Consider the following 13,491-nt stretch of genomic DNA (forward strand, 5'->3'; position numbering starts at 1 on the left):
GCTCCTTGCGAGAACGCTCCGACGGGAAAACTTATCATAGGTTGATAGCTGCGGTCGGCCGTGCGACACGAGGATATGTCCAACACTCCAACGCGTTGCGTCTCCCTGACCTTGGAATTGGAGACCTATCTCCGAACGCAGGTCGCATCGGGGCGCTACGCCAGCGCTAGCGAGGTCGTTCGCTCGGCCTTGCGGCTCATGATCGAGCGCGAGGGAACCATCCTCGTGCCCCGGCCCCGGGTAAAGGGTGCGAAGGCGGGGCTCACATCGGCCTGACGCGACATGTCCAGCACTCCCTACGCCGTGACCGATCCGGCCCGCCTCGCCGCGCTCGCCGGCCACGACATCCTCGACACCCTGCCCGAGCAGGGCTTCGACGATGTCGTGCGTCTCGCGACGCGCCTCTGCGCGACGCCGGTCGCCCTCGTCAGCCTCGTCGCCGCCGACCGGCAGTGGTTCAAGGCTCGCATCGGCTTCCCCCATTGCGAGACCGACCTCGATAGCTCTGTCTGCAAGTTCGCTCTCGTCGAGCCCGACCTCCTCGTCATTCCGGACCTGACCGCCGATCCGCGGACCATGGCCAACCCGTTGGTCACGGGCGAGCCGCACATCCGCTTCTATGCGGGCGCGCCGCTCCGCACCCTCGAAGGGCAGGTGCTGGGCTCGTTGTGCGTCATCGACACCGTGCCCCGGCCCGGCGGATTGACCCCGGAGCAGGCCGACGACCTCAGGGCGCTCGGACGCCAGGTGGCGAACCTGCTGGAGATGCGCCGCGCCGTCGAAGGCCGCGACCAGGTCCTGGAACGGCAGCGGACCGAGTTGCGGCAGGCCCGCCGCATCGAGGTCCTGGCCAAGGCCTCGCAGGCCCTGCTGACCGCCACCGATCCCGCCGCCGTGCTCGATCCCATCCTGTCCGCGAGCGCAGGCACCCTCGGGTTCGACCGCAGCTACATCTACGACATCTGGCAGGACGGTCGGCACCTACGCCTAACCCACTCGCTCAACGCGAGCGCGGAGGTGCAGGCATTCCTTCATCGGATGCCCTACGGCGCGCCGCTCTGCGGCATCGTCGCCGAGCAGGGTCGACCATTGATGCTTACCGACGTCCAGAACAGCGAGGAACCCGCCTACCAGACCGCCCGTGGCATCGGGTTGAACGCCTACGCCGGCTTCCCCATCACGAGCCGCGGCAGCCTGCACGGCGTGATCTCCTTCGCCTCGACCGAGGTGCCCTCGTTCGACGCCGACGCGCTTTACTTCTTCGAGACGCTCGCCCGCCTGATGTCGGCGGTCTACGAGCGGCTGGACGGCGAGAAGGCCCAGCGCGAGAGCGAGGTGCGTTATCGGACACTGTTCGAGAACATCGACGCCGGCTTCTGCATCTGCGAGGTGAGGTTCGACGGGGACGGACGTGCCATCGACCATCGCGTACTGTCGGCGAACCCCGCCTTCGCGAAGCACACCGGCCTGACGGACGCCGTAGGACACTGGGCCACCGAGATCGCACCAGGCATCGAGCAGCACTGGCACGACGCATACGGGCAGGTCGCTAAGACGAAGCTGCCGATGCGGTTCGAGGGTGAGGCGGTGCCGCTCGGGCGCTGGTACGATGCTCACCTGTTCCCGGCCGGCGACGACCGCGTGGCGATGCTCATCGCCGACATCACCGAGCGTCGACAGGCTCAGGACGCCCTGCGCGAGAGCGCGGCGCTGGCGCGGGAGAACGTCGAGCGCGTGCAACTCGCGCTCGCGGCCGGCGCGATCATCGGCACCTGGCATTGGGACCTGCCCTCCGACCGCTTCACCGTCGACGAGGGCTTCGCCCGCTCCTTCGGTCTCGATCCCGCGCTCGGACGGACGGGAATCCCCCTCGCGCAGATCGTGGCGACGGTGCACCCCGAGGACCAGGCGGGGTTGGCCGCCGCCATCGACGAGGTGATCGCGCGGGGCGGCGCCTACGCTCACCAGTACCGCGTGCGCCGCGCCGACGGACGCTACTACTGGATCGAGGCGAACGGACGCGTCGATCTCGCCCCGGACGGCACGGGGCTGACCTTCCCAGGCGTGCTGATCGACATCGAGCAGCGCCGCATGGAGGCCATGCTGATCGAGCTGTCCGAGAGGCTGCGCAAGCTGGACTCGCCGCAGGCAATGGCCCTCGCGGCGGCGGAAACGGTCGGCCATGCGCTCAGCCTCTCGCGCGCGGCCTACGGCGATGTGGACGAACCCGGCGAGCACATCGTCATCGCACGGGATTGGCTGGCGGCCGGCCAACGCAGCGCGGCCGGATCCCACACTTTCGCCGACTACGGCACCTTCAGCGAAGCGCTGCGGCGTGGCGAGGATGTCGTGGTCGCGAACGTCGCCGAGGACCCCCTGACCGCCGGGCAGGTCGATAGTTTCCGTTCACTCGACATCGGGTCCCTGGCCAACCTGCCGCTGATGGAGGGCGGCCATCTCAAGGTGGTGTTCTGCCTGCACCGTGATCGTGTCCAGGCATGGTCCGCCGGGGAACTGGCGTTCGCCCGCCGGGTGATGGACCGCACCGAGGTCGAGATCGCGAGGCGCTCGGTCTCGGGGCAGCTCCGAGAGAGCGAGACGCGCTACCGCACCCTGTTCGAGAGCATCGACGTCGGATTCTGCATCGTCGAGATGAAGTTCGACGAGGCGGAGCGAGCGGTCGACTACCGCATCGTGGAGGCCAATCCGGCCTTCGAACGGCAGACCGGCGCCAAGGTCGCCGGCCTTTGGGTCAGCGAGTTCGCCCCGGACCTGGAGCGGCACTGGTTCGACACCTACGGGCACGTCGCGCTGACGGGCGAACCGGCGCACTTCGAGAACAAGGCGGACGTGTTCGGGCGCTGGTTCGACGTGCGTGCGCTGCGCATCGGCGATCCGGCCGACAACCGAGTCGCGATCTTCTTCAACGACATCAACGACCGCAAGGGCATGGAGGAAGCGCTCCGCCAATTGAACGACACGCTCGAACAGCAGGTTCATCAACGCACGCAGGAGCGCGACCGGCTCTGGAGCAACACCCAGGACATCCAGGTCATCATCGACGGTAAGGGGATCTTCCAGGCCGTCAATCCGGCCTTCACCGCGATCCTCGGTTGGACGTCCGAAGATGCGGTCGGCAGACCCCTGTTCGAGTTCGTCATCCCGGACGACGAAGGCGTGACCGACCGTGCGCTTCAGCATGCCCGCGTCCAGAGCCTGCCGGTCGTCGAGAACCGTTATCGGCACAAGGACGGGGGCTTCCGCTGGATCTCCTGGGTCGCGGCTCCCGATGGCGACCTGATCTACGCGAGCGGTCGCCACATCACAGCGGAGAAGGAGCAGGCCGAAGCCCTTCACAACACCGAGGAGGCACTGCGTCAGTCGCAGAAGATGGAGGCGGTGGGCCAGCTCACCGGAGGGCTGGCGCATGACTTCAACAACCTGCTGGCGGGGATCTCCGGCTCGCTGGAGTTGATGCAGAAGCGCATCGACCAGGGCCGGTTCACGGACGTCGACCGCTACATGACGGTGGCGCAGGGAGCGGCCAAGCAGGCAGCCGCGCTCACCCACCGCCTGCTCGCGTTCTCGCGCCGTCAGACGCTCGATCCGAAGCCCACGAACGTCAACCGGCTCATCGCCGGCATGGAGGAACTCGTCCGGCGCACGGTGGGGCCGGCGATCCATATGGAGGTGGTCGGAGCGGCAGGGATCTGGCCAGCACTGATCGACCCGGGCCAGCTGGAGAACGCGCTCCTGAACCTTTGCATCAACGCCCGCGACGCGATGCCCGACGGCGGGCGCATCACCATCGAGACGGCGAACAAGTGGCTGGACGAGAACGGCGCGCGCCAGCACGACATGGCACCGGGCCAGTACCTCAGCGTCTGCGTGACCGACACCGGGACCGGCATGTCGCCGAGCCTCATCGCGAAGGTGTTCGAGCCGTTCTTCACCACCAAGCCGCTCGGGCAGGGCACGGGGCTCGGCCTCTCGATGGTCTACGGCTTCGCCAAGCAGTCGGGCGGGCAGGTGCGGATCTACTCCGAGGTCGGGGAGGGCTCGACCATATGCCTGTACCTGCCGCGTCACTACGGGGAGACCGACGAGGAGGGTCTCGCGCAGATGCTCGACGAGGCCTCGCGCGCCGAGCAGGGCGAGACGGTGCTCATCGTGGACGACGAGCCGTCGGTGCGCATGTTGGTTACCGAGGTGCTTGAGGATCTCGGCTACACCGCCATCGAGGCGGGTGACAGCGCCGCGGGGCTGAAGGTGCTCCAATCCGACGTCCGCATCGACCTGCTCGTCACGGATGTGGGCCTGCCCGGCGGGATGAACGGGCGCCAGATGGCGGATGCGGCCCGCGAACGACGCCCCGATCTGCGAGTGCTGTTCATCACCGGCTACGCCGAGAACAGCGTCATCACCAACGGGCATCTGGACCACAGCATGCAAGTGCTGACCAAGCCCTTCGCGATGGATACGCTCGCCTCGCGGATCAAGGATCTCATCACCTCGCGGTGATCGTGTCCGCTCCAAGCGTTGCCATTGGCTTCCGCTCCCCACCCCCGAGCCAAGGTTGATGAATGGCCGCTTTCGGGATCTGCCGATTGCTGTCTGGGCGGCTGGGTTGGGTCGGTTGCCGAATGACTGCTTGGGGTGGTTTCCTGCCCGTCCGCTTCCGGACCGCGGACGCGTGGAGCGGACATAGCCGTGGGGGCCACTCACGACCGTTTGCGGAAGCTGGAAATTTCCGCTTAGGGCTGATTAGCGAGCGAAAGGCAGCGCAACGCTTTGATCAGGTTCTTCAGGCAGTCTTGCCGCCTATAGAGGCCTATAAGGCAAGAGACTGGACGAGAACGATGCGGATCGTGTCAGGCAGCGAAGAGGAAGCCAGGACGATCCAGCTGTCGGAAGTGCTCGGCGCCTTGAGCCACGCCTTGGACCTGACGGAGGGTCAGCCTGTCGGGCATTGCGTGCGCGCGACCTGGATCGGCTTCAACATCGGCCGGGAGATGGGCCTGCCGGACTTGCAGCTCTGGGAACTCTACCACACGGTAATGCTGAAGGACCTCGGTTGCTCCAGCAATGCCGCGCGCATCTGCGAACTCTACCTCTCCGACGATCTCAGCTTCAAACGTGATTTCAAAACGGTGAGCGACAGTCTGCCGAAGGTGCTCGGCTTTGTCTTCTCTCATACCGGCCTCAAGGCTGGCCTCGCCGAACGCTTCCGTGCCGTGCTCAACATCCTGCAGAACGGCGGAGCGATTACCGACGACCTGATCCAGACCCGCTGTCAGCGCGGTGCTCAGATCGCCCGACAGCTTCGCTTCCCCGCGAGCGTCTGCGAGGCCATCCACGCCCTGGACGAGCACTGGAACGGCGGCGGTCGACCGGACCGCCTCGCTGGCTCGGCGATCCCACTTTACGCACGGGTAGCGCTGCTCGCTCAGGTAGTAGACGTGTTCCACACCGCGGCCGGCCCCGCGGCCGCGATTGCCGAGGTGCGGGCGCGCTCGGGCACATGGTTCGATCCACATGTGGTCGCCTGCTTCGAGGCGGCCGCGTCCAAACCCGGCTTCTGGGACACCCTGACCTCGGATGAGGTCGAGGAGGCGGTGTTCGCGTTGGCGCCGGTCAGCCCGATCGTCGTTGACGAAGACTACCTCGACGACATCGCCCGTGCCTTTGCTCAGATTATCGACGCCAAGAGCCCGTTCACTTCCGGCCATTCGGAGCGGGTTGCGGTCTACGCCGACATGATCGCGGCTGAACTTGGCTATACGTCGGTACGCCGGCGCTGGCTGAAGCGGGCTGCGCTGCTTCACGATGTTGGCAAGCTCGGGGTCTCGAACGCGATCCTCGACAAGAATGGCAAACTGGATGACGCGGAGTGGCGGGACATGCGCAATCACGCCTCCCTTTCCGAGACCATCCTGACCCGCGCGGCGGTGTTCCACGAGATGGCCTGCATCGGCGGCGGGCACCACGAACGGCTCGACGGCAAGGGCTATCCACGCGGCTTGAAAGGCGACGCGATCGCACCCGAGACCCGCATTGTCTCGGTCGCCGACGTGTTCGACGCGCTGACCGCCGACCGGCCCTACCGTGCGGCCATGTCGCTTGAGAAGGCGCTCGGCATTATGCGCGCAGACCTTGGCACGGCGTTCGACCCGCTCTGCTTCGCGGCGCTAGAGCGGGCGCTCACCGCGATCGAGGGCGATCTCGCTCGGGCAGCTTGAACCGAGCCACCTCTCGGCGAACCTTCTGACTGGCGGATCAGGCCTATCTTGCGGGCTCCACCGTCGGCGGCGTCGCCACAAGGTGATACTTCTCTTGACGCCGAGACGATGACCGTACGCACTATCCATCCGGAGGCTGGCGAACTCAAAGCTTGGAGGAAAAGCGAATTGAGGATGCAAGTAAGCATGCTCTGAGCTTTCTGATCTCGGGTTACGCTGCAAGCGTGGGCTAATAAATTTTCTATCCGCCCTGTGATCGCATGATGCATCGTTCAAAAGTAAATGTTGATAGCAATTTTGATTGCATTTGATGCAACCAGATATGCAACTTCTAGGGGCGTAATTCTTTCATCGCACTCGCCTTCCGGAACGCCGCCTTCGTCAGCCTTTGAAAACAGACTACATCGGCATCAAGGTCGTGGTCAGGTTGGAGACTGAACGTCTTGTGTGGATGGCTCCCGCATTGCAAGTGGCGAATTGAGCTTCTGACGCTTTGGTCGGGTGCAGTCTTGTGTCCGGCCTGTTGATGCAGTCGTTCATGTTGACCGCTGGCCCTGATGGTATCCGCGAGCTGGGTCCCACTCTGCTTTGCGGGCTATGATGCCCTGGACAGACAGCGGGGTGTCCCGGCTCCCGGTCTGACCGGTTCGCCATCAACTCTCATCGTCCTCGCAACCTGGAAAGTCGTCTTCTCCGTGCTGTCAGGCAGCCCTGGCCGCCGGTGCGCGGTAGGTGCCGCCGCGGGTCATGATAGCCCAAGCGACCCGCGCCGTGCGATTGGCGGCCGCAACGGTCACGACGCGCACCGGCTTGCGCTGGAGAAGGGCCGGCAGCCGCGGGTCGACCGAGTTCGGTGTGGTCTTCGCGCGCCGGATCAGAGAGGTCATGCCGACTACGAGCAGCCGGCGCAGGTAGCGGTCGCCCATGCGCGAGATCCGACCCAGGCGCTCCTTGCCGCCGCTACAGTTCTGCAGCGGTGTCAGTCCCAACGAGGCGGCGAACTGCCGACCGGAGCGGAAGCGCTCGGGCTCGCTCACCGAGGCGGCCAGCGCCGTTGCCGAGACGATACCGACACCGGGGATCGTCGCCAGGCGCTGCGACAGGTCGTTTTCCCGATGCCAAGCGAGCAACTCCTTCTCCAGGCGGGTGAGCTGGATCTGCAAGGCGCCGATCTGATCGGCCAGCCCGGTCACCACGCGCTGGGCTAACGGCGCCACCTCGGCCGCGTCTCCGGCCGAGAGCCGGGCTGCCAGTTCGAGCGCGTGCCGCAGGCCCCGCGCCATCTCGATCCCAAACTCGGCGAGCAGGCCGCGGATCATGTTCACCAGCTGCGTGCGTTGCTTGACCAGCAGATCGCGCGTCCGATGCAGCGCCAGCGCCGCCTGCTGCTCGGTCGACTTCACCGGCACGAAGCGCATGCTCGGGCGCGTCACCGCCTCACAGATGGCCGCGGCGTCGTTCGCATCGGTCTTACCGCGCTTCACATACGGCTTCACGTAAGCCGGCGGCATCAGCCGCACGTCATGGCCGAGCTTCATGAGTCCCCGGGCCCAGTGGTGCGCCGTGCCGCACGCCTCCATGCCAACCAGGCATCGCGGCAGCTTGGAGAAGAACGGCACGACCTGTGCCCGCCTCAGAGTCTTGCGCACGACGACGTGCCCAGCTGCATCGACGGCGTGAACCTGAAAGATGCTCTTGGCCAGATCGATGCCGACGGTGGTAATCTCCATGAGAACGGCTTCTGCATCTGCGTGGCTGCTGCTTCGACAGCAACCACATCTTGGCACCGAGATGCCGTCAGTTGGAGCGGGAGCCATCCATCCCATCTGCTTTCAGGAGAAAGGCTAGGGGACGCTTTCCACCCCGAGCCGAAGTTGGCGAGTGGTCAACGAATGACCGCTCTCGGGAAGAGCCGATGGCGCTCTGGGCGACCGGGTTGGGTCGGTTAGAGCCTGTCTGTTTTTCCGACCGACCTTCTCCGAAGCCGACATGCTGCTTTCGGCCAGATCCGGTCATCAAGCGTGATGCCGAACGGCTCGAAGCAGTCGTTATGGACGAGTGCTTCGGGTGCCGGTGATGGTGTCGTCGCGAAATGGGCGGCTGTCACGGCAGGGCTGAGCTACAGTTCGCCGGTCGTGGATAAGGCCGCTTGTGTGCAGAACTGGGCCACTCGAACCTCTCAATTTTCAAACACTTGCACGGTGTACGAAGCGGGCAGAATCAGAGATGTGCCTGGGTTGGTGAGCCGGTGTCGCCCAAGCATCCGCCGCGGTGTGGGTTTGCGTCAGAACCTGGTTCGAGCCGGCAGCATGTGATTGCCGCCGGCTCGGATCGTGACTTGTCTATTGTCCTGTCAAACAGCAGTCCGGGTCGCGGGCCGAGTGCGCTGCGATCGTGAACGGTTGATCGGCTTGCTCGCGCTAGTGGTGTCGACGGTCGGCATGTGCGCGGGCGCTGCCAATGCCTCAGCAGCAGGTGCGTATGCGGCGGCTCCCATCGCGAGTTCGAGTTCACCGTCGAGGAGCCACCAGTCGGTGTAGCGGCGGTGGAGTGCGCGGGCATGGTCCGGAAGGCCGGTTGCGGCCATGGCGGTGAACGCGTGCTCCAGCGTCAGCGGGATGAACGGGATCGGGCCGGCGGCCGGGTCCGTGAGCTGACGATTGTAAGTTGCCGCGGCGGCGTGTGCGAGTTGGTTGTGCGCGGGGGCGATGAAGGCCAGCGTGGCTGTGTCCGCTAGGCCAGCGGTGAGCATTGCCGATGCGAGGGAGTGCTGGCGATAGAGTTGCTGGCAGGCTGGGCCGGTCAGGGTCGGGTCGTCTGGCGCGATGAATAGGCCCGGGGTCGTATGCGCGATCTCCGTGTGCCGCGGGTTGGGCGGTGGGGCAGGTTCATATCCGGCTTCGCTGTACTTCATCTCGATGCAGATCAGTGCCCGGGCGCCGGTGGGGGTGATGCCGCGGAGGACGACGTCGAACGCGGTGCGGTCGGCGGTGAAGCGTGGCTCGCCGCGGCCCGGAGAGTGCTCGAACAGGATGTCCGTGACCGAGGTCAGTACTCCGGGGAACAGTTCGGCCATGAAGCGGGTGGCGAGCGCGGAGTCGGCGGCGAGTGGGCCGAACAGGTTGAAGGCGAGCGGCTGCGATGACAGCAGGTTGGTGCGCAGGCGGCTGATGTCGTAGGCGGCGCCGGGTTCGCGGTAAGCCAACGCCCTGGCGGCCACGGCGGCGATGGAGGGCGTCATGAAGTTAGCGCCGGTGCGGCCGGCGGCGAGGGAGATGCGTGAGCCGAGGCGGCGGACGCGGTGCGGGTTGGCGCGGTCGAGATGGGTGCCGATTGGCAGGTCACGGTCCTCGCGCCAGAGCGCTTGGATGAAGCGGGCCGCGGCCTTGAAGCGGTGGTCGGCGTGGACGAACACGTGGTGGCGTCGGCGGGCAGCCTCGGAGATGACGGGGAGGTGGGAAGGGGGTGCGCCGAGGCCGGATGGGTCGAGGGTGTTGTGGGCGGCGAGGATGTCGCCGGTCTCATGAAGGCTACCGGCATCGGTTGGCGGCGGCAGGGGGATGGTGGCGTCCATAGTGAGGTGCCTCGTGGCGGCCGCGGGGGTGCGGCCGAGACGGGGTTCCCGGGACGGGCGGAGGGATGAACAGGTGGCGGCGTAAGGCCGACGCCGACGAAGCATGGCCAAGCGGTGGGGAGGCGAGCGGTGGGGAAGGCTGAGGTGGGCCGGTGGGCCGGCGGCGGTGTGGCGGCGGCGGTGAGCCTGCCCTGGGCCTAGGCGCAGGTGAAAGGGGTTGGATGTGATGTAGCCGGTGGAACACGCGCTCGACACGCGCAGCCGTGCGTCAAAGCGCCGTCGGGTCACTGAGGGTCCGAAACGCGCCATGAACGGACATCAGCTGACCGCCCGGTAACGGACATTCAGTTTCGGATGACCGTCGCCGTGTCGGCCCGTGGAGCGGGCCGCTCCTATGCGATCAGTTCTACCGAGCTATCAGCCGAACTGCGGGGACACGGAGTGTCCTCTCCTCCCCTGGCGCTTCTGACAGCGCAAACCACTTACGGCTGCGGGTGGGCCTGTGGGGTGGGAGCCAATTTCGGCTTGGCGGGCGTTGGCGGAGCCGGATCGGGTAGCGGGCTTGGCTTAGACGGCGACGCGTTCGTCGGTGTGTTGGCTGGCGAGACAGGCGACGGAGGCGTCGGAGCCGGTGCCACAGGCGTCACAGCCGGCGGGATCGGTGCCGACGCCGAGACCTCACCCGACCAACAGCTCATGTACGGGACGTTGGTCACTCGATACGCGACAAACGTGGCCACCGCTGCCCCGACGACTGCGAGCACGCCAACAAACCCCAGAAACCTTCGCTGCCATTTGATCCGACCGGCGAGGGTGACGAAAATCGTATCGAACTGATCGCTGAGCGCCGCAAAGTCCCGCTGAAACTTGGTTTTTTGGCGCGCGATATCGTCGGATATGGACGCCAGCGTCGCCCATTGGTTTCCGATGGCGATCGCCAAGAGCGCGACGAAGATCCACGCTCCCACGACGACGGCGAAGTTGGTCCAGAACTCGACGCTGCAGACGGATGTGACTTTCAGCTGCGAGGCGACGATGACCGTCGCGACAGGGATACCGAGCAACTGCGTCTGGATATCGATAATCGTTTTATGGATTTTGTTGAGATAATCGATGCGTGCGGCTTCGATCTCGTTGCGGATCTTTGAGTAAGAGAAGCTGGACGCGAACAGCTGATAGCCGTTGCGAACTTCCTCGTTCACCGAACCGAGGTTTGCGATGAGGTGGCGAAACCGGACTGCGACCGGCTGAGACGCGCAGATCCCGATGACGGCTTCGGCGAGGATCGCGAGCTTCTGGTCTCGGTGAATCTCGTCGGCGCACGCGCTGAGAATGGCGTCGGTGTCGGAGACGCTCACACGGTCTAAGTCGGCGGCCTTATAAGCCAGCGGAACGCTGAACTTGCCATCCTTGATGAAGATCAATTCCCTTTTGGATTGATCGACATAGGCCGCTGCTTCGCCGACGAGCTTCGTGAACTCGATGACCTTGCGATAGGTCGCTAGGCGCTCGGGACAGGGATCGATGTCCGGTGTGATACCGCCGTCGATGACGAAGTAGGCGCGCGGTTCTTTGACCCGCGCTTCCGGGGTATCGAGCAACCCGTCGAAGTCGCGAACGAGGGAGCCGAGCGCAGTCCGGGGTGGGCCGACGCGGACTGATACGATCTGACCGACTTGAAGCGCGCCATCGTCAAGTACCACGATGTCTGCGTCAACAGCGACATCCTGGTCATCTTCGATGAGTTGGATGACCTCAGGACTTCTGGGGTCGCAATCGACAGCCTTCCCTGATCACTGTTCTGCTCGAAGGCGATATAACGATACAGCAGGGTCAGCTGGTCGAATGTGATCCTAGCCATCTTGGCTGTACTCAGCGCGCAGCTGCGCTGTGAGATCCTCCGGCAGGCCGGTCAACGTGAGGGTGTTGTCCTCAGCGTTGAACCGCACGTTTCCGCGGGTGATCGCGTCGCGGTTGAACTCGATGCTCCAGGTCGGGGTCTTGCCCTTGAATTTGATCAGCGGTCCGAGGGCGCGGCGATCAGGCACGAAGCCGTCGTTAAGGCGCAGATCGGGATCGGCCAGAACGGTCATCAGCCTCTCGGGATCCTGCGGGCTCAGTTCGTTGGCCAGCGCCTCGAAGCTGAGTTCCTCCTGAGCCTTGGCCGAACGCTCGCAGATGGTTTTCGCGCGGGCGAGGAAATCGTCTTTTCTCGGGGTGTCCATGCCTTCATCGGTGGCGAATGCCATCAACGCTTGGACAAGCTCGGCCGTGTCGCGGCGGTTCTGGACCGTGGTGTCACAGCCGAGGAATTCCTTGAAGTACTCGGAGACCTCCCGCTTGCCCTTCAAGAAGCCGATGTAGCGCTCCTCGCCGTTGGCCCAGCTGGTCATGTTGATGCGGCCCGCGAACCGAAAACCGTCCATGTCGAGATGGCGGACATCCTGAACATCGAGATCGCTCGTCATCGACGCGCCGAGCTTCTCGTTGACGATCGCGATGAGGAGGTACTGCCGTTCTTCGCGCTCGAAGTGAGCGAAGAAGACGTGGCCGCCCGTGGCAGCGCCCTTGTAGCCCGCCTGGGCTTTTAGCGTTTCCATCATCTTGTGCGTCAGCGTCGTGAAGTCGCTGGGCTGGACGTTGAGGTAGGCGCGGAGGTGCTTCTCGGTCGGAAATCGATCTTCATCGACCGCGAATTTCCCGTAAGATTTCGAGGTCCGCTTGGCGTAGAGAGCGGTGAGGTCGTCGATCACGCGTTGCATCGTCTGAGTAACTTTCAGATCGCTTTTTCCGTGCTTAACGACGAAGGCGCCCTGGGTTTTGGTTAGGTCGTGGATCGCGACGCGGATAATGGTGTTTGTCACCTGCCCTCCCAGCGGCGAATGCAACGACCTCAAGTGTCGTTCACTGCGGCCGAGACTGGCTGGGCGCAAGGACGCTGACAACCCAGACGATACGATCGCCGCCCCCTGTCCCGAGCTCCTTTCGGGGTGAGTTGGACCGTGCAGAGCGCTGACCCCGCATCCCGCGTGACCCCGCTGGTTTACATTGTGAACGAAACAAGAACAAGCGTGGGTTGGCTGCGGCGTGCTCGCTACGCCAAAGCGCAGAGAACCTGCGCCGCTGTATGCAAACTAGGGTTTTGCATACAGCACGTTTCGAAGTGTCGGACTGCGTGGGACTGACGGTCACCGTCGAGGATGCGACTGGCGAGAAGGCCCGCCATCTTGAAGAGCTTCGGGTCCTGCCGCTATCGCATTAGTGCGGCGGCCGGAGCGCGCCGGAGCTTCTCTCGGCGTTTGTCCGTCCCAATGGTCGCGACGCGGTGCGGGCGGGTACGACAGAACCCCGATCCCAGGCGGCGTTACGCGCAAAAGCTGTTCGCCCAATGCGAGCGGATCGCTAGAGTCCCTAACGAGCAGAAACGGCAACGGTCTAAAAAGGACACTCGAGCAAACGCCTCGTAAGGTGCCTAAAGGTCAACAAACCGCGGTGGAGCACAACACCCCCAGTCAACCCCGCCTAAGGTTCATAGCCGCGGGCTCGCCGCCCACGAGCGGACATTCCCAATGCCCGGAATGGGTCAATTGCGGCGGGACGTGCAGGGTGCGAGAGCTGTAGCTCGCCGGTGGCCGCGTAGGCCACTTGTCAGCTGAACCAGACCGCTCGGACCTCTCG

Annotated in this window: 7 protein-coding genes; 3 read left to right on the plus strand and 4 right to left on the minus strand. The window is 64.8% G+C overall.

Annotated elements, in window-relative coordinates; all coding sequences use genetic code 11:
• Positions 1-75 precede the first annotated feature (75 nt).
• From FVA80_RS09760 to FVA80_RS09775, 3 genes are all read left to right on the plus strand, one after another.
• On the plus strand, positions 76-276 hold the full coding sequence (locus tag FVA80_RS09760) for a type II toxin-antitoxin system ParD family antitoxin (protein WP_147908684.1): 201 nt from the start codon (positions 76-78) through the stop codon (positions 274-276).
• Between the two features lie 6 nt (positions 277-282).
• Positions 283-4,521, plus strand: coding sequence for a GAF domain-containing protein (locus FVA80_RS31170; RefSeq protein ID WP_246692340.1), 4,239 nt, complete (start codon positions 283-285; stop codon positions 4,519-4,521).
• 338 nt (positions 4,522-4,859) lie between these two features.
• On the plus strand, positions 4,860-6,239 hold the full coding sequence (locus FVA80_RS09775; protein WP_147908683.1) for an HD-GYP domain-containing protein: 1,380 nt from the start codon (positions 4,860-4,862) through the stop codon (positions 6,237-6,239).
• A gap of 701 nt (positions 6,240-6,940) precedes the next feature.
• On the opposite strand, the gene FVA80_RS09780 is transcribed toward FVA80_RS09775, so the two are convergent.
• The 4 genes from FVA80_RS09780 to FVA80_RS09795 all read right to left on the minus strand — a co-directional run bounded on the left by FVA80_RS09780 (position 6,941) and on the right by FVA80_RS09795 (position 12,677).
• Positions 6,941-7,969 carry an IS110 family transposase gene (locus FVA80_RS09780; protein WP_147911031.1) on the minus strand — a complete coding sequence of 343 codons (1,029 nt, stop codon included), beginning with the start codon at positions 7,967-7,969 and terminating at the stop codon, positions 6,941-6,943.
• Positions 7,970-8,592: 623 nt separating this feature from the next.
• Entirely contained in the window at positions 8,593-9,813 is a 1,221-nt protein-coding gene (locus FVA80_RS09785) for a hypothetical protein (RefSeq protein WP_246692341.1), read from the minus strand.
• 482 nt (positions 9,814-10,295) lie between these two features.
• Positions 10,296-11,414 (minus strand): hypothetical protein, encoded by a 1,119-nt coding sequence (locus FVA80_RS31885; RefSeq protein WP_147957824.1) that lies wholly within the window; start codon positions 11,412-11,414, stop codon positions 10,296-10,298.
• Between the two features lie 252 nt (positions 11,415-11,666).
• Positions 11,667-12,677 (minus strand): nucleoid-associated protein, encoded by a 1,011-nt coding sequence (locus tag FVA80_RS09795; protein ID WP_187193494.1) that lies wholly within the window; start codon positions 12,675-12,677, stop codon positions 11,667-11,669.
• Positions 12,678-13,491: the final 814 nt, after the last annotated feature.

Source organism: Methylobacterium sp. WL1 (assembly GCF_008000895.1).
GTDB lineage: Bacteria > Pseudomonadota > Alphaproteobacteria > Rhizobiales > Beijerinckiaceae > Methylobacterium.

Excerpts from the sequence above, each read along its gene's own strand:
- FVA80_RS09780 (WP_147911031.1), bottom strand. The coding sequence starts at position 7,969 with ATGGAGATTACCACCGTCGGCATCGATCTGGCCAAGAGCATCTTTCAG.
- FVA80_RS09760 (WP_147908684.1), top strand. The coding sequence starts at position 76 with ATGTCCAACACTCCAACGCGTTGCGTCTCCCTGACCTTGGAATTGGAG.
- FVA80_RS09785 (WP_246692341.1), bottom strand. The coding sequence starts at position 9,813 with ATGGACGCCACCATCCCCCTGCCGCCGCCAACCGATGCCGGTAGCCTT.
- FVA80_RS09775 (WP_147908683.1), top strand. The coding sequence starts at position 4,860 with ATGCGGATCGTGTCAGGCAGCGAAGAGGAAGCCAGGACGATCCAGCTG.
- FVA80_RS31170 (WP_246692340.1), top strand. The coding sequence starts at position 283 with ATGTCCAGCACTCCCTACGCCGTGACCGATCCGGCCCGCCTCGCCGCG.